The 15,461-nt window shown below is 69.3% G+C and carries 13 protein-coding genes; 8 read left to right on the top strand and 5 right to left on the bottom strand.

Annotated elements, in window-relative coordinates; genetic code table 11:
* Positions 1 to 4: 4 nt before the first annotated feature.
* The 3 genes from ACSFBM_RS10180 to ACSFBM_RS10190 all read left to right on the top strand — a co-directional run bounded on the left by ACSFBM_RS10180 (position 5) and on the right by ACSFBM_RS10190 (position 3,126).
* Entirely contained in the window at positions 5 to 1,366 is a 1,362-nt protein-coding gene (locus tag ACSFBM_RS10180) for an NAD(P)H-dependent oxidoreductase (RefSeq protein ID WP_435484232.1), read from the top strand.
* A 162-nt stretch (positions 1,367 to 1,528) separates the two neighbouring features.
* Positions 1,529 to 1,897 carry a YciI family protein gene (locus ACSFBM_RS10185; RefSeq protein WP_435484233.1) on the top strand — a complete coding sequence of 123 codons (369 nt, stop codon included), beginning with the start codon at positions 1,529 to 1,531 and terminating at the stop codon, positions 1,895 to 1,897.
* Complete coding sequence (locus ACSFBM_RS10190) at positions 1,894 to 3,126, top strand: RNA polymerase sigma factor (protein ID WP_435484234.1); 1,233 nt, start codon at positions 1,894 to 1,896, stop codon at positions 3,124 to 3,126. Before ACSFBM_RS10185 ends, ACSFBM_RS10190 begins: the two co-directional genes overlap by 4 nt.
* A gap of 42 nt (positions 3,127 to 3,168) precedes the next feature.
* On the opposite strand, the gene ACSFBM_RS10195 is transcribed toward ACSFBM_RS10190, so the two are convergent.
* Positions 3,169 to 3,822 carry an NUDIX hydrolase gene (locus ACSFBM_RS10195; protein ID WP_435436704.1) on the bottom strand — a complete coding sequence of 218 codons (654 nt, stop codon included), beginning with the start codon at positions 3,820 to 3,822 and terminating at the stop codon, positions 3,169 to 3,171.
* A 186-nt stretch (positions 3,823 to 4,008) separates the two neighbouring features.
* On the opposite strand from ACSFBM_RS10195, the gene ACSFBM_RS10200 reads away from it, so the two are divergent.
* Both ACSFBM_RS10200 and ACSFBM_RS10205 read left to right on the top strand, forming a co-directional pair.
* Positions 4,009 to 4,581: an NADAR family protein gene (locus ACSFBM_RS10200; RefSeq protein WP_435484235.1), complete on the top strand. Its 573-nt coding sequence runs from the start codon at positions 4,009 to 4,011 to the stop codon at positions 4,579 to 4,581.
* Positions 4,578 to 5,477 (top strand): ADP-ribosylglycohydrolase family protein, encoded by a 900-nt coding sequence (locus tag ACSFBM_RS10205; RefSeq protein ID WP_435484236.1) that lies wholly within the window; start codon positions 4,578 to 4,580, stop codon positions 5,475 to 5,477. Before ACSFBM_RS10200 ends, ACSFBM_RS10205 begins: the two co-directional genes overlap by 4 nt.
* A gap of 9 nt (positions 5,478 to 5,486) precedes the next feature.
* Here the strand turns inward: ACSFBM_RS10205 and ACSFBM_RS10210 are convergent, their stop codons facing one another.
* Complete coding sequence (locus ACSFBM_RS10210; protein ID WP_435484237.1) at positions 5,487 to 6,920, bottom strand: serine hydrolase domain-containing protein; 1,434 nt, start codon at positions 6,918 to 6,920, stop codon at positions 5,487 to 5,489.
* Between the two features lie 81 nt (positions 6,921 to 7,001).
* On the opposite strand from ACSFBM_RS10210, the gene ACSFBM_RS10215 reads away from it, so the two are divergent.
* From ACSFBM_RS10215 to ACSFBM_RS10225, 3 genes are all read left to right on the top strand, one after another.
* Positions 7,002 to 9,605: an FtsX-like permease family protein gene (locus tag ACSFBM_RS10215; protein WP_435484238.1), complete on the top strand. Its 2,604-nt coding sequence runs from the start codon at positions 7,002 to 7,004 to the stop codon at positions 9,603 to 9,605.
* Positions 9,606 to 10,032: 427 nt separating this feature from the next.
* Positions 10,033 to 11,109, top strand: coding sequence for a PLP-dependent cysteine synthase family protein (locus ACSFBM_RS10220; RefSeq protein ID WP_435484239.1), 1,077 nt, complete (start codon positions 10,033 to 10,035; stop codon positions 11,107 to 11,109).
* Positions 11,110 to 11,117: 8 nt separating this feature from the next.
* Positions 11,118 to 12,185: a lipocalin-like domain-containing protein gene (locus tag ACSFBM_RS10225; protein ID WP_435484240.1), complete on the top strand. Its 1,068-nt coding sequence runs from the start codon at positions 11,118 to 11,120 to the stop codon at positions 12,183 to 12,185.
* Positions 12,186 to 12,312: 127 nt separating this feature from the next.
* On the opposite strand, the gene ACSFBM_RS10230 is transcribed toward ACSFBM_RS10225, so the two are convergent.
* The 3 genes from ACSFBM_RS10230 to ACSFBM_RS10240 are packed head-to-tail and all read right to left on the bottom strand — an operon-like array spanning position 12,313 to position 15,397.
* Positions 12,313 to 13,317: a branched-chain amino acid ABC transporter permease gene (locus tag ACSFBM_RS10230; RefSeq protein WP_435484241.1), complete on the bottom strand. Its 1,005-nt coding sequence runs from the start codon at positions 13,315 to 13,317 to the stop codon at positions 12,313 to 12,315.
* A gap of 13 nt (positions 13,318 to 13,330) precedes the next feature.
* Positions 13,331 to 14,206 (bottom strand): branched-chain amino acid ABC transporter permease, encoded by an 876-nt coding sequence (locus ACSFBM_RS10235; RefSeq protein WP_435436629.1) that lies wholly within the window; start codon positions 14,204 to 14,206, stop codon positions 13,331 to 13,333.
* 42 nt (positions 14,207 to 14,248) lie between these two features.
* Complete coding sequence (locus ACSFBM_RS10240; RefSeq protein WP_435484789.1) at positions 14,249 to 15,397, bottom strand: ABC transporter substrate-binding protein; 1,149 nt, start codon at positions 15,395 to 15,397, stop codon at positions 14,249 to 14,251.
* Between the last annotated feature and the right edge of the window lie 64 nt (positions 15,398 to 15,461).

Below are 15,461 nucleotides of genomic sequence, written 5' to 3' on the forward strand. Positions count from 1 at the left end.
CGCCATGAGCCTGCACACCCGCCTGCTGCAGCGCGCCGCCGAAGGCCGCCCCATTCGCATCGGCCTGATCGGCGCCGGCAAGTTCGGCGCCATGTACCTCGCGCAGATTCCGCGCACGCCCGGCGTGCAGCTGGTGGCCATTGCCGACCTGTCGCCCGACGCGGCGCGCGCCAATCTCGAGCGCGTGGGCTGGCAGCCCGAGCGCGCCGCCGCCGGCTCGGTGCAGGAGGCGCTGAAGCACGGCACCACCTGGATCACCGACGACTGGCGGGCAGTGACGCGCGAGCCTTCGATCGACATCGTGGTCGAGTGCACCGGCAACCCCATCGCCGCGGTCGAGCACTGCCTGGACGCCTTCGCGCACGGCAAGCATGTGGTCAACGTGACGGTGGAGGCCGACGCCTTCTGCGGCCCGATGCTCGCGCACCGTGCGCGGCAGGCCGGCGTGATCTATTCGCTGGCCTTCGGCGACCAGCCCGCGCTGATCTGCGACCTGGTCGACTGGGCGCGCACCTGCGGCTTTCCGGTGGTGGCGGCCGGGCGCGGCCACAAGTGGCTGCCGCACTTCACCGAATCGACGCCCGAGACCGTGTGGGGCAACTACGGCCTCACGCCCGAGCAGGCGCTGCGCGGCGGGCTCAACCCGAAGATGTTCAACAGCTTCCTGGACGGCTCCAAGCCGTCCATCGAAAGCTCGGCCGTGGCCAACGCCACCGGACTCACCGTGCCGTCGGACGGGCTGCTCTACCCGCCCGCGAGCGTGGAAGACATTCCCTTCGTCACGCGACCGAAGAGCGAGGGCGGCGTGCTGGAGCGCAAGGGCATGGTCGAGGTGGTGTCCTCGCTGGAAGCCGACGGCCGCAAGATTCCCTACGACATCCGCATGGGCGTGTGGGTCACGGTCGAGGCCGAGACCGATTACATCAAGAACTGCTTCGAGGAATACAACGCCCACACCGACCCGAGCGGGCGCTACTTCACGCTCTACAAGCGCTGGCACCTCATTGGCTTGGAGGTCGGCATGTCGGTGGCCAGCGTGGCGCTGCGCGGCGAGCCCACCGGCGTGGCCACCTGCTGGAACGCCGACGTGGTGGCCACCGCCAAGCGCGACCTGGCCGCGGGCGAGATGCTCGACGGCGAAGGCGGCTACACGGTCTGGGGCAAGCTGCTGCCGGCCGAGCGCTCGTTGCGCCTGGGCGGCCTCCCGCTCGGGCTGGCGCACAACATCAAGCTGCTGCGGCCGGTGAAGAAGGGCCAGAGCCTGAGCTGGGCCGACGTGGCGATCGACACCGGCACCGCCGCCTGCAAACTGCGAAACGAGATGGAGGCGATGTTCGCGCCGTCGGCACGGGAGCGGGCCGCCTGAACGCGTGCCGAAATGAACGCCAAATGATGCATTGCGCTCGGCCGCCTTAACGTCAAAAATATTCTGCTCGGCACGGCGAACCCGTGTCGAAATGGCCGCTGGCGGGCCGTCATTGTGGTGAGCGATCCTGCTCTGCAGCTTCTTCCATGACGGAGAGACACCATGCAGTACATGTTGATGTTCTATCAGCCCGCGGCCGAGTTCGAGCAACGCGACAACGCCGCCTCGCAGGCCTACCGCGCCAGCTGGATGGCCTATGCCGACGCCGTGCGCCAGTCGGGCATTTCGCTCGGCGGCCACGGCCTGTTCCCGCCCATGACCGGCACCACGCTGCGCGTGCGCGGCGACAAGCGACAGGTGCAGGACGGCCCCTTCGCCGACACCAAGGAGCAGCTCGGCGGCTACTTCGTGATCGAGGTGGCCGACCTCGACGCCGCGCTCGAATGGGCCGAGCGGGCGCCCTGCGCCACCAGCGGCGGGGTGGAGGTGCGACCCGTCTTCACCGCCACCGCGGCGGCCGCAGCGCCATGAGCGGCCCGGCGGCTCACCAGGCCGCCGAACGCGCGGCGCGCCATGCCTACGGGCGGCTGCTGGCCATCCTGTCGGCGCGCACGCACGACATCGCCGCGTCCGAAGACGCACTGGCCGACGCCTTTGCCCGTGCGCTGGAGCGCTGGCCCGCCGACGGCATTCCGCAGCAGCCCGAAGCCTGGCTGCTGAGCGTGGCGCGGCACCGCAAGCTCGACGCCTGGCGCCACACCCGCGTGCAGGACAAGGCCACGCAAACGCTGATGCTGCTGGCCGGCGAGGTCGACGAAGGCAGCACCGAGGGCGCAGCCGTGCCCGACGAGCGGCTGCGCCTGCTCTTCGTGTGCGCGCACCCGGCCATCGACGCGGCCGCGCGCGCACCGCTGATGCTGCAGACCGTGCTCGGGCTCGACGCGGCGCGCATGGCGGGCGCCTTCCTGAGCTCGCCCTCCGCGCTGGCGCAGCGGCTGGTACGCGCCAAGGCCCGCATCCGCGCAGCGGGCGTGCCATTCGAATACCCGCAGGCGCGCGACCTGCCGCACCGGCTGCGCGACGTGCTCGACGGCATCTACGCCGGCTATGGCACGGGCTGGGACGACGTGGACGGTGCCGACGCCCTTCCCCGCGGGCTGACCAACGAAGCCATCGACCTGTGCCGCATCCTGTGCCGGCTGATGCCGAACGAGCCCGAACCGCTCGGGCTGCTGGCGCTGATGCTGTTCTGCGACGCCCGCCTGGCAGCGCGCCGCAGCGACACCGGCGCCTACGTGCCGCTCGACCAGCAGGACATCACGCGCTGGAACCACGAGCTGCTGGCCGAGGCCGAGCACCATCTGCGGCAGGCGTCCACCCTGGGATCGCTCGGGCCCTACCAGCTGGAGGCCGCCATCCAGTCGGCGCACTGCGAACGCCGCGCGGGCGCGCCGGTGCCGCCCGAAGCGCTGGTGTCGCTGTACGAAGGCCTGCTGGCACTGCGGCCCAGCGTCGGTGCGCAGGTGAGCCTCGCCTGCGCGCTGGCCAATGCCCGCACGCCGGAGACCGGCCTGCGCGCGCTCGATGCCATCCCGGCCGACGAGGTGACGAACTACCAACCCTTCTGGGCCGCGCGCGCGCACCTGCTGGCGGCCGGGGGTGCGCGTGCCGCGGCCCGACAGGCCTATGACCGGGCGATCGGCCTGAGCACCAGTGCGGCGGTGCGGACCTACCTCAGCGCGATGTCGCAGCGGGTCTGAGCAGGCGCCCTTCCCGCAGCGGCCCAGAGTTGCTGCCTGCCTTTAGCGGGCGCTGAAAGTGCGCGGAAACAGCGCCGCTTGCGAGCGGTCGCGCAGCCGGTAGCTCATGGCCGGGCGGCCCAGGCTGCCGGTGACCATGCCGGCCTCTTCCATGAACTCGCCGTCGAGCATGCGCTTGCGAAAAGCGCTCTTGTCGATGTCGCGGCCCAGCACCACCTCGTAGGTGTGCTGCAGCGCCGGCAGCGTGAACGGCTCCTCCAGCAGAAAGGCCGGCAGCGAGGTGTATTCGACCTTGCTGCGCAGGCGGGCGACGGCCGCGTCCAGCAAGTCGCCGTGGTCGAAGGCCAGCCGCTTGCGCGCGGCCACGTCGACCGCGAACCACGCCACCTCGGCCGCGTTGGCGCCGCTGCGCAACTGCATCGCCTGCGCGGGAATCAGCGCATAGAAGCAATGCGTGGTCGACCAGCCGCGCGGGTCCCGCTGCGCGCCGCCCCAGCTGCCGAGTTGTTCGAGGTAGGGCGTGACCACGCCGGTCTTCTCGCGCAGCTTGCGCTGCGCGCAGTCGAGCAGCGTGGCGTCTTCGTCGATGTTCACGAAGCCGCCGGGCAAGGCCCACTTGCCGGGGAACGGCTCGGCGGTGTCGGCGGGGCGCTTCACCAGCAGCACCTGCAAGGCGTCGTCGAGCACGGTGAACATCACCACGTCGACCGTGACCAGCGGGCGCGGGAAGCTCAGGGACGGAAAAATCGACGAGGGTGATTTCACGGGAAGGCCTGACTGCGGATTTGTTAGTTGTACTATACAACCCCTGATTAGTTGTACAGAGCAACTCACGACAGGAACAGGAACCAAGCTGTCACATGCTTTCGAGGGAGAGAAAAAATGACGATCCACCCAACGACCACGCCGCGCAGCACCCGCGACCTGCCCGCCTACTTCGCGCAGGGCCATCGCCCCGAATACCTGCTGTTCTGGGGCCACCAGGCGCCGAAGACGGGCGTGAACAAGAGCTGCTTCAGCCAGTGGTTCGAGGCCGAATTCAAGGTCGACGGGCTCAGGTACCGCACGGCCGAGCATTTCATGATGACCGGCAAGGCGCGCCTGTTCGACGACGCGCAAACCTGCGAGCGCATCCTCGCGGCCCGCACGCCCGGCGAAGCGAAGAAGCTGGGCCGCGAGATCCGTGGCTTCGACGAGGCGGCATGGGTCGAGGCGCGCCTGGACATCGTGACGCAGGGCAACATCGAGAAGTTCGCGCAGAACGCGGCGCTCGGCGCCTTCCTGCTCGGCACGGGCCACCAGGTGCTGGTGGAGGCCAGCCCGGTCGATCCGATCTGGGGCATCGGGCTGGCGGCCACCGACCCCGCGGCGCAAGACCCGCGCGCGTGGCGCGGCCTCAACCTGCTGGGCTTCGCGCTGATGGCCGCACGCGACGCACTGAGGGCCGCGCGATGACACGTATCGAACGCTACCGGGGCTGCCTGCTCGGCCTGGCCTGCGGCGACGCCGTGGGCACCACGGTCGAGTTCCGCACGCGCGGCAGCTTCGAGCCGGTGACGGACATGGCCGGCGGCGGGCCCTTCGGCCTGGTGCCCGGCGAATGGACCGACGACACCTCGATGGCGCTGTGCCTCGCGGCGAGCCTCATCCACTGCGAGGGCTTCAACGCCGTCGACCAGATGAACCGCTACTGCAACTGGCGCAGCGTGGGCTACATGAGCAGCACCGGCAACTGCTTCGACATCGGCCTCACGGTGTCGGGCGCCCTCACCCGCTACCTCGCGTCGGGCGATCCGTTCGCTGGCGACCCCGATCCGCGCGCGGCGGGCAACGGTGCGCTGATGCGGCTGGCACCCGTGCCGATGTTCTGCGCGGCCAGTGCCGAAGCCACCTGGCAACAGGCCGGCGAGAGCACGCGCACCACGCACGGCGCACTGGAGGCCATCGAGTGCTCGCGGCTGTTCGCCTTGCAGCTGCGGGCGGCCTTGCAGGGCGAAGGCAAGGCGGCCATTCTTGCCACCGCGCCGCTGGCCCCGCTGAGCGAGAAGGTCGCGGCACTCGCGCGCGGCGACTACGCCTCGAGGCCGCGCGAGCACATCAAGGGTTCGGGCTACTGCGTCGAGTCGCTGGAAGCGGCGCTCTGGTGCTTTGCACACACGCAGTCGTTCGAAGAAGCCGTACTCGCCGCCACCAACCTCGGTGACGATGCCGACACCACCGCCGCCATCTGCGGCCAGCTGGCGGGCGCGTTCTACGGCGTGGGCGGCATTCCCGCGAACTGGCTCGACAAGCTCGTCATGCGCGAGGAGATCGCGCAGATGGCCGACCGGCTGCTCGCGCTCGCAGACTGAACGCGCCGGCTACTCCTGCGGCGCCACGGCCGGCTCGCCGACCCGGCGCCCCTCCAGCTGGCTGCCGCCCTGCGCCAGCGTGACGCCGACCACCGCATGGCCGGCATCGCGCCGGAACATCAGTTGCGCGCCGATGCCCGTGACCGCGAAACGGTCGGTGCCGGTCGGCGTGAGCGCGCTGTAGCCGCGCCCCGTCTCGCGCACCAGCAGCTTGCCGTCGCGCACCGTGAAGTTCAGCGCCTGGGTCTTGCTCACGCGGAACTCGCCGCGGTAGTCGTCCAGACGCTTCGCATCGATCGGCACCTCGGCGGTCGACACCGGGTAACGGCTCTTGCCGATGGCCAGCATCACGGGCTGCAGCGGCGCGCGTGCGTTGCTGCTGAGCACGATGATGGCCTCGCCGGTGTCGGGCGCCAGCAGCCAGAGCGTGCGGTAGCCCTCGGTAACGCCCGCATGGTAGTAAGTGCGGCGTCCGCCCTCGGGGCCGCGCACCATCACCGCATAGCCGATCTCGGCGCCCTCGTAGCGCGCCAGCGGCGTGAGCATGCGCGCGGCGGCCGGGCCCAGCGGGCCGGCAGCGCCGGCCAGCACGGCGCGGCTGAAGGTCATCATGTCGGCGGCCGTGGAGCGCAGGGCGCTGGCCGGCGCGTAGGCCAGCATGTCGAACAGCGGCTGTCGGCGGTCGCCCGAGAAGGCCGGGGCCATGCGCGAGGCCTTGTCGCCGAGCGGGATCACGGTGTCGTTCATGCCCAGCGGCTCGGTGATGCGCGCGCGCACCAGCTCGCCCCACGAGGTGCTGTAGCGCTCGGCCAGCAACTGGCCCAGCAGCGCCATGCCGAAGTTGCTGTATGCGCCCTCGCACGGCGGCGCGGCGGCCGTGAGCCTGATGCGCGCGAGCGCGGCCCAGAACATCGGTTTGTCGAAGGTGCGGAACTGTTCGGCCAGCGGCGCGCCGCCGGTCACGCCGTCGGCCATCACGGGCATGCAGCCGGTGTGCGTGACCAGCTGGCGCAGCGTGACCGCGGCCACGCCCGGCGACAGGCCCTCGACCTTGCCGGCCAGCAGCTTGCCCACGTTGTCGTCGAGCTTCAGGTCGCCGCGCTCGACCGCCTGCGCGAGCAGCAGGCCGGTGAAGACCTTGGTGACGGAGCCGATCTCGAACATCGGCTGCTCGGCGCTGCTGGCGGCGATGGCGCGCGGCGGTGACGGCGGCTCGGGGTTGTAGGCGGCGCCGTAGGCCGCCTGCCCGTTGCGCAGCGTGCCCACCACCAGCGTGCCGCGCTCTGCGCCCAGCGCTGCCTTGGCCAGCATCGCGGGATCGCTCGCCAGCGTCAGGGGCGCCTGAGGTTGCGCGGCGGCATGGCCCACGAGCAGGGGTGCGAGGACGCACAGCGCAAGCCAGGGTCGGCACAGGGGACGGGGAGCACGGGGCAAGAGCCGCATCGTCGGGTTCCTCAGGCGTCATCGAAGAGGCGCCATGGTGCCACGCCTGTGCAACCTTTCGCGCGCCGCCACAATCGATGCATGCGCGCATTGCTCACCACCTTCTCCTGGCAGGAACTCCGCCACCACCCCTGGCGCAACGCGGCGGCCGTGATGGCCGTGATGCTGGGCGTGGCGCTGGCCTTCTCGGTGCAGCTGATCAACGCCTCCGCGCTGGACGAGTTCTCCAGCGCCGTGCGCTCGGTGAACGGCCAGCCCGACCTGGAAGTGCGCGCCGTGCAGGGCGGCTTCGACGAGGCGGTGTTCGCCCAGCTGGCCCGGCATCCGCAGGTGACGCTCGCGAGCCCCGTGGTGGAGTTCCAGGGCCTGGCACTGGTGGCCGACAGCCAGGTGCCGATGCGCGTGATCGGCATCGACGCGCTGGTGCTGCCCACCATCGCGCCCGCGCTGATGCCGCAACCCGCGCCCGGCGCCGACCGCTTCGCGCTGTTCGCGCCGGGACAGGTGTTCCTCAACGCCGCAGCGCGCAGCGCGTTGAAACTGCCCGCGCAAGCACCCGCAGGCACCCCGGAAACAGTGCAGCTGCGCAGCGGCGACGCCTGGCAGCAGCTGGCCGTGGCCGGCCATGTCGCCGCCGGCGGCACGGCGCTCGCGGTGATGGACATCGGCGCCGCGCAAGACCTGTTCGGCCAGGGCGGCCGGCTCAGCCGCATCGACCTGCGGCTGGCGCCCGGCACCGACCGCGCCACCTTCATGGCCGCGCTGCAGAAGTCGCCGGACTGGCCCGCGGGCGTTCAGTTCGCCGAGCCGGGCGATGCGGCGGAACGCGTGAGCAACCTGTCGCGCGCCTACCGCGTCAATCTCACGGTGCTGGCGCTGGTGGCGCTGTTCACCGGCGCGTTCCTGGTGTTCTCGGTGCTGGCGCTCAGCGTGGCCAAGCGCGCGCAGCAGTTCGCGCTGCTGGGCGTGCTGGGCCTCACGCCGCGCGAGCGGCTGCGGCTGGTGCTGGCCGAATCGCTGGTGCTGGGCCTGATCGGCAGCGCGGCCGGCCTGGCGCTGGGCACCGCGCTCGCGGCCTTCGCGTTGAAGGTGCTCGGCGGCGACCTGGGCGGCGGCTATTTCGAGGGCGTGGCGCCCACGCTGCACTGGAGCGCCGGATCGGCCCTGCTGTACGGCGGCTTGGGCGTGGTGGCCGCGCTGGTCGGCGGCTGGTGGCCCGCGCGCGCAGCGCAGGCGTTGCCCGAGGCCCAGACGCTCAAGGGCCTGGGCGCCGCGCCCGTGCAGAGCAACGGCCACTGGCTGGCGCTGGGGCTGATTGCGCTGGGCGGGGTGCTGGCCAACGTGCCGGCCATTGGCGGCATTCCCGTGGCGGCGTACCTGTCGGTGGCCTGCCTGCTGGTGGGCGGCATCACCGCCCTGCCCTGGCTGATCGCCCTGCTGTACGACCGCATCGCGCCCCTGTTCGCGCAGCGCGTGCTGCCCATGCTGGCCGTGGAGCGCGCGCGGCGCATGCGCGGCACGGCGGCCGTGGCGGTAAGCGGCGTGGTCGCGAGTCTGAGCCTGGCGGTTGCGCTCACGGTGATGGTCGCGAGCTTTCGCGACTCGGTGACGCAGTGGCTGAACGTGGTGCTGCCCGCCGACCTGTACGTGCGCGCCACCTCGGGCGGTCGCGGCAGCAATAGCGGCGGCACCAGCAGCACCGACACCGCGACCTTCGCACCCGCTTTCGTGCAGGCGCTGGCGCAGTTGCCCGGCGTGGCGCGCACCGGCACGCTGCGCACGCAGACGCTGCAGCTCGACGCCACGCGCCCTGCCGTGGCGCTGATCGCGCGCAGCCTGGAAGGCGGCGCCACGCAGTCGTTGCCGCTGGTGGGCTCGGCCGTTGCCGTGCCCGAGGGGCAGATCGGCATCTACGTGAGCGAGCCGATGGTGGAGCTGTATGGCGCCAAGCCCGGCACCACCTTCGCGCCGCTGTCGAACGCGATGGGCATGTCGGCGTCGTCCAAAAAGACGCCATCGTTCTTCGTGGCCGGCGTGTGGCGCGACTACGCCAGGCAGTTCGGCGCGATCACCATGGATGCGCGGGACTACGAGCGCATCACCGGCGAGCGCAACGTGAGCGACGTGGCGCTGTGGCTGGCGCCCGGCGCGTCCGAAGGCGAGGTGCAGACGGCGGTGCGCGCGCTCGCCGCTCGCCAGGGCGGCGGCTCCGCCGAGTCGGTGGAAATTGCGTCGGTCGGGCAGATCCGCGTGACCTCGCTGCGCATCTTCGACCGCAGCTTTGCCGTGACCTACTGGCTGCAGGCAGTGGCCATCGCCATCGGCCTGTTCGGCATTGCCGCGAGCTTCAGCGCGCAGGTGCTGGCGCGCCGCAAGGAATTCGGGCTGCTCGCGCATCTGGGCTTCACGCGGCGGCAGGTGCTGGCGGTGGTGGCGGGCGAAGGTGCGGCGTGGACGGCCATCGGCGCCGTGGCCGGGCTGGGGCTGGGCCTGGCGGTCTCGGTGGTGCTGGTGAAGGTGGTGAACCCCCAGAGCTTTCACTGGAGCATGGACCTGCTGGTGCCGTGGGAGCGGCTGCTGCTGTTGTGTGCGGCGGTGGTGGCCGCAGGCACGGTGACGGCGTGGATGGCCGGCCGCGCCGCAGCCGGCAAGGACGCAGTCCTGGCAGTCAAGGAAGATTGGTAATAAAAGAGCCCAAAAAGAAGCAAGCCCAAGGCGCTGCAGAAGCGAAGCGCCTGCAGCGCCTTGTTGGCCAAGCGAAGCAAAGGCCCGGGTGGTCTCCACCCCCTCTGGCTGCGCCGAGGAGCGCAGCGTTTCGCGGATCAGGGCTCGCCCTTGTCTGAGCGAAGCGAGTTTGGGCGAGACCCCGCGAAACGCGAGCACCGCAGGTTGCCCGGAGCGAAGCGCAGGGACGCAGACAGTGGGGTCGCCTTTTCTTTGCTTACTTTCTTTTGGCGAAGCAAAAGAAAGTAAGTCGCCCGCCGGGGCGAGTCCCGGCCCCGAAACCCAGCTTCCAAAGCCGTCAACGCTTCCCCCGGACCTGTGGTCAGACAAGCAGCGCAAAGCAACGCCCCATAGGGGTTGCAAGTCATGACTTGTAGACTGGCACGCTATGCAGCAAACCCTCTCTTCCACCTCCTGCAGCGGCTGGCTCGGCGGCGCCATTCGCCGCATCGAGGCCGACTACCAGCGCAGCGCCGACACGCACCTGATTCCACTGCCCCTGCCCTCGCTGGCCGCGCACGGCATCGACCTGTACCTGAAGGACGAGTCCACGCACCCGACCGGCAGCCTGAAGCACCGGCTCGCGCGCTCGCTCTTCCTGTACGCGCTGTGCAACGGCTGGGTGCGCGAGGGCACGACCATCGTGGAAGCGTCGAGCGGCTCCACCGCCGTGAGCGAGGCCTACTTCGCGCGGCTGCTGGGCCTGCCCTTCATCGCGGTGATGCCGCGCACCACCTCGCCCGAGAAGGTCGCGCAGATCGCCTTCTACGGCGCGAGCTGCCACTTCGTGGACCATGCGGCGCAGGTGTACGAAGAGGCCCGCGCGCTGGCCGAGCGCACCGGCGGCCACTACATGGACCAGTTCACCTACGCCGAGCGCGCGACCGACTGGCGCGGCAACAACAACATCGCCGAGAGCATGTTCCAGCAGATGGCGCGCGAGCGGCATCCGGTGCCGAAGTGGATCGTGGTGGGCGCGGGCACGGGCGGCACCAGCGCGACCATCGGGCGCTATGTGCGCTTTCGCTGCCACGACACGCAGGTGTGCGTGCCCGACCCCGAGGGCTCGGTGTTCTCGGCCTACCACCGCACGGGCGACTCCACGCTCACCGCGGCGGGCTCGCGCATCGAGGGCATCGGCCGGCCGCGCGTGGAGCCGAGCTTCGTTCGCACGCTGGTCGACCGGATGATCGAGGTGCCCAACCTCGACTCGGTGGCGGCGATGCATGCGCTGTCGGCGTTGCTGGGCCGCAAGGTCGGCCCTTCGACGGGCACGAACTTCATCGGCATGCTGGCCGTGGCGCAGGAGATGCGCGCAGCCGGACAGCAGGGGTCCATTCTTTCGTTGCTGTGCGATGCGGGCGAGCGCTACCTGCCGAGCTATCACGACGCCGCGTGGGTGCGCAACGCGTTCGGCGACATCGCACCGGTGCAGCGGCGCATCGATGCGCTGGTGGCGGTGTGATGTCTCCCATGCCTTCCATGGCTTTCGTTTCGCGGCGCAGCCTGCTGCTGGCAGCGCTGTCGTCGGGGCCCATGGCGGCCTGGGCGCTGCCCGAGCGCAGGCTCGAATTTCCGCGCGACTTCGGCAGCCACCCCGACCTGCACACCGAGTGGTGGTACATCACCGGCCATGCGAAGACACCGGCCGGGCGCGAGTTCGGCTTTCAGGTGACCTTCTTCCGCTCGCGCGTGGAGGCGGCGCTGGGCATGCGCTCGGCCTTCGCGGCGAAGAACCTGGTGTTCGCGCATGCGGCGGTCACCGACCTGGAGGGTCGCGTGCTGCTGCACGACCAGCGCATCGCGCGCGCGGGCTTCGGCGTGGCGGAAGCCAGCACCAGCGACACCGACGTGCGCATCCGCGACTGGTCGCTGGTGCGCGAGAACGGTCTGTACGTGGCGCGCATTCCGGCCGGCGAGTTCTCGCTCGACCTGCGCTTCACGCCGACGCAGCCGGTGCTGTTGCAGGGCAAGGCCGGCTTGTCGCGCAAGGGGCCGGACGAATCGCAGGCAAGCTACTACTACAGCGAGCCACAGCTCAAGGCGCAGGGCAAGCTGACGCTGAAAGGGCAGACCGTCGACGTCGGCGGCGCGGCCTGGCTCGACCACGAATGGAGCGAGGCGCTGATGCACCCCGAGGCCGTGGGCTGGGACTGGATCGGCATGAACCTCGACGACGGCAGTGCCCTTACGGCCTTTCATCTGCGTCGCAGCGACGGCAGTGCGTTGTGGGGAGGCGGATCGTTTCGCGCACGCGATGGGGTGGCGCGCATCTTCAACAACGACGAGGTGCGGTTCGAGGCGATCAAGTCGTGGGAAAGCCCGCGCACGCAGGCGAAGTACCCGACGCAGTGGCGTGTGCAGACGCCGGCCGGCAACTTCGAGGTGCGCGCGCTGCTGGACGACCAGGAGTTGGACAGCCGTGGGTCGACTGGGGGCGTGTATTGGGAGGGGGTGAGCGACCTGCTCGACGCACAGGGAAAGCGCGTGGGTCGCGGGTATCTGGAGATGACGGGGTACGCAGCGCCGCTGCGGCTTTAGCTCTTGTTCGGGGTGAACGCACAGGCCGCCAGGTGCTCCCCTCCGCGAATGTCGCCCATCGGCGTGACCGCGCCCCGAGCAGGACACGTCACGCGCAACGCAGCGAATCCAAAAGCGAGCCGCCCTCTCAGTGCGACTTGCCGCCTGAGGCCCCCTTGCGCCGCTCGATGAACGCAATGATCTCTCCCATGATCCCCTTGCGGAACGCCAGCACGCAGATCACGAAGATCAAGCCCGTGACCATGGTCACCGACTCACCCAGCGTGTTGAACCAGTCGATCGTGGTGATGCGCGCCAGGAAGTTGCCGAGTTCGCCGATCTTGTTCTCGAGCAGCACCACCACCGCCGAACCCACCAGCGGACCGGAGATCGTGCCCAGCCCGCCCACCAACGTCATCAGGATGACCTGGCCCGACGCCGTCCAGTGCACGTCGGACAGCGTGGCAAAACCCAGCACCAGCGTCTTGAGCGAACCGGCCAGGCCCGACAGCGCCGCCGAAATCACGAAGGCCAGCAGCTTGAAGCGGTTCACGTCGTAGCCCAGCGACAGCGCGCGCGGCTCGTTCTCCTTGATGCCCTTCAACACCTGGCCGAACGGCGAGTGGATGGTGCGCACGATCAGCAGGAACGCCAGCACCACCACGACCAGCGCCACGTAGTACATCGTGAGGTCGCTCGACAGGTCGATCAAGCCGAACAGCTTGCCGCGCGGCACGCCCTGCAAACCGTCTTCGCCGCCCGTGAACTTGGCCTGCAGCGCGACGAAGAACATCATCTGCGCGAGCGCCAGCGTGATCATCGCGAAGTAGATGCCCTGGCGGCGGATGGCCACCACGCCGAAGACCCAGCCCAGGAAGCCGCCGGCGAGCGTGCCCGCGACCAGGCCCAGCTCGGGCGTGAGGCCCCAGACCTTCATCGCATGGCCCGCGACGTATGCGGAGCCGCCCAGGAAGGCCGCATGGCCGAAGGACAGCAGGCCGGTGAAGCCCAGCAGCAGGTTGAACGCCGCGGCGAACAGTGCGAAGCACATGAGCTTCATCACGAACACCGGGTAGGCGCCGAAGAACGGCGCCAGGATCAGCGCGACCAGCAGCAGGCCGTAGACGACGGTGGATATTTTTTTCATGTTCATGGTGCCGGTCGCCTTACTTCTCTTTGCCGAACAGGCCGGCGGGGCGAATCAACAGCACGATGACCATGATCACGAACACGACCGTGGACGAAGCCTCGGGATAGAAAACCTTGGTGAACCCCTCGATCACACCGAGGCCCAGCCCGGTGAGGATGGCGCCCATGATCGAGCCCATGCCACCGATGACGACCACCGCGAACACCACGATGATGAGGTTCTGTCCCATCAGCGGCGACACCTGGATCACCGGCGCGGCAAGCACGCCGGCGAATGCGGCCAGCCCTGCGCCGAACGCGTAGGTCAGCGTGATCATCAGCGGCACATTGACGCCGAAGGCCTCCACCAGCCGCGGGTTCTCGGTGCCGGCGCGCAGGTAGGCGCCCAGCCGCGTCTTCTCGATGACGTACCAGGTGGCGAAGCACACGACCAGCGAGGCCACGACCACCCAGGCGCGGTAGTTGGGCAGCACCATGAAGCCCAGGTCGGTGGCGCTCGACAGCGCATCGGGCGCGTCGTAGGCCAGGCCCGACACGCCGTAGACCGAGCGGAACACGCCTTCGATCAGCAGCGTGAGGCCCAGCGTGAGCAGCAGGCCGTAGAGGTGGTCGAGCTTGTAGATCCAGCGCAGCAGCAGCCGCTCGATCAGCACGCCGAACAGGCCGATGACGAGGGGCGCCGCGATCAGCATCACCCAGTAGTTGATGCCGAAATACTCCATTGCCATCCAGGTCAGGATGGCGCCCATCATGAACAGCGCGCCGTGCGCGAAGTTGATGACGTTGAGCAGGCCGAAGATCACCGCGAGCCCGAGGCTCAGGATGGCATAGAACGAGCCGTTCACCAGCCCAAGGAGAAGCTGGCTCAGCAGGCCGGGAAGGGAAATGGTCATAAGCGTTTCAACGAACCCGGGCGCCGCGGCGCCCGCGAACAATCACTTCCAGAGGGTGCACCTGCTCTCGGCCTTGGTGGTGAAGACGTCTTCGCCCTTGAGCTTCTGGACCACCTTGTAGTAGTCCCACGGCTGCTTGGACTCGGCGGGCGACTTCACCTGCATGAGGTACATGTCGTGCACGAAGCGGCCGTCGTCGCGCACCACGCCCTTGGCATAGAAGTCGTCGATCGGCGTCTTCTTGATCTGCGCCATGACGGTGTCGGCGTCGGTGCTCTTGGCGGCCTGCACGGCCTTCAGGTAGGTCATGGTGGCCGAGTAGTCCGCCGCCTGGATGTCGGTGGGCATGCGCTTGGTCTTGTCGAAGAACTTCTTGCCGAAGGCGCGCGTCTTGTCGTCCAGGTTCCAGTCCCAGCTGGTGGTGAGCAGCAGGCCTTCGGTGTTCTTCAGGCCCAGGCTGTGCACGTCGGTCACGAAGACCAGCAGGCCGACCATCTTCATGGTCTTGGTGATGCCGAATTCCTTGGCCGCCTTGATGGCATTGATGGTGTCGCCGCCCGCGTTGGCCAGTGCCAGCACCTGCGCCTTGGAGTTCTGCGCCTGCAGCAGGAACGAGGAGAAGTCCGAGGTGTTCAGCGGATGCTTCACGCTGCCCACCACGGTGCCGCCCTTTTCCTTCACGACCTTGGACGCATCGGCCTCCAGGGCCTGCCCGAAGGCGTAGTCGGCGGTCAGGAAGAACCAGTTCTTGTCGCCGCGCGCAATCACCGCGCTGCCGGTGCCCTTGGCCAGCGCCACGGTGTCGTAGGCGTAGTGCACGGTGTAGGGGCTGCACTGTTCGTTGGTGAGCGCCGAGCTGCCCGCGCCGTTCACGATGAACACGCGCTTCTTCTCCTGCGCCACCTTGGCCATGGCCAGGCCGGTACCCGAGCTGGTGCCGCCGAACAGCATCGTCAGGCCCTGCGTGTCGATCCACTCGCGCGCCTTGGAGGCGGCGATGTCGGCCTTGTTCTGGTGGTCGGCCTGCAGCAGCTCGATGGGCATGCCGTTGACCTTGCCGCCGAAGTCGTCGATCGCCATCTGGATGGCGAGGGCGCCGTTCTTGCCCTCCACGTCCGCGTAGAGGCTCGACATGTCGGTGATGAACCCGATCTTGACCTTCTCCTGGGCCTGCACGGCGCCCGCGGCCATCAGACAGGTTGCCAAGAGGCAGGCGGAAGCGATGAGCGTTCGTTTCATGGGGAGGGTCCTCAGT

Source organism: Variovorax pasteuri (genome assembly GCF_051216435.1).
Classification (GTDB): domain Bacteria; phylum Pseudomonadota; class Gammaproteobacteria; order Burkholderiales; family Burkholderiaceae_C; genus Variovorax.

What these genes read in the sequence shown, in the direction of transcription:
- ACSFBM_RS10220 (WP_435484239.1), top strand. Translation starts at nt 10,033, where the DNA reads ATGCAGCAAACCCTCTCTTCCACCTCCTGCAGCGGCTGGCTCGGCGGC.
- ACSFBM_RS10225 (WP_435484240.1), top strand. Translation starts at nt 11,118, where the DNA reads ATGCCTTCCATGGCTTTCGTTTCGCGGCGCAGCCTGCTGCTGGCAGCG.
- ACSFBM_RS10205 (WP_435484236.1), top strand. Translation starts at nt 4,578, where the DNA reads ATGACACGTATCGAACGCTACCGGGGCTGCCTGCTCGGCCTGGCCTGC.
- ACSFBM_RS10180 (WP_435484232.1), top strand. Translation starts at nt 5, where the DNA reads ATGAGCCTGCACACCCGCCTGCTGCAGCGCGCCGCCGAAGGCCGCCCC.
- ACSFBM_RS10185 (WP_435484233.1), top strand. Translation starts at nt 1,529, where the DNA reads ATGCAGTACATGTTGATGTTCTATCAGCCCGCGGCCGAGTTCGAGCAA.
- ACSFBM_RS10240 (WP_435484789.1), bottom strand. Translation starts at nt 15,397, where the DNA reads ATGGCCGCGGGCGCCGTGCAGGCCCAGGAGAAGGTCAAGATCGGGTTC.
- ACSFBM_RS10200 (WP_435484235.1), top strand. Translation starts at nt 4,009, where the DNA reads ATGACGATCCACCCAACGACCACGCCGCGCAGCACCCGCGACCTGCCC.
- ACSFBM_RS10235 (WP_435436629.1), bottom strand. Translation starts at nt 14,206, where the DNA reads ATGACCATTTCCCTTCCCGGCCTGCTGAGCCAGCTTCTCCTTGGGCTG.
- ACSFBM_RS10190 (WP_435484234.1), top strand. Translation starts at nt 1,894, where the DNA reads ATGAGCGGCCCGGCGGCTCACCAGGCCGCCGAACGCGCGGCGCGCCAT.
- ACSFBM_RS10210 (WP_435484237.1), bottom strand. Translation starts at nt 6,920, where the DNA reads ATGCGGCTCTTGCCCCGTGCTCCCCGTCCCCTGTGCCGACCCTGGCTT.
- ACSFBM_RS10195 (WP_435436704.1), bottom strand. Translation starts at nt 3,822, where the DNA reads ATGTTCACCGTGCTCGACGACGCCTTGCAGGTGCTGCTGGTGAAGCGC.
- ACSFBM_RS10215 (WP_435484238.1), top strand. Translation starts at nt 7,002, where the DNA reads ATGCGCGCATTGCTCACCACCTTCTCCTGGCAGGAACTCCGCCACCAC.
- ACSFBM_RS10230 (WP_435484241.1), bottom strand. Translation starts at nt 13,317, where the DNA reads ATGAACATGAAAAAAATATCCACCGTCGTCTACGGCCTGCTGCTGGTC.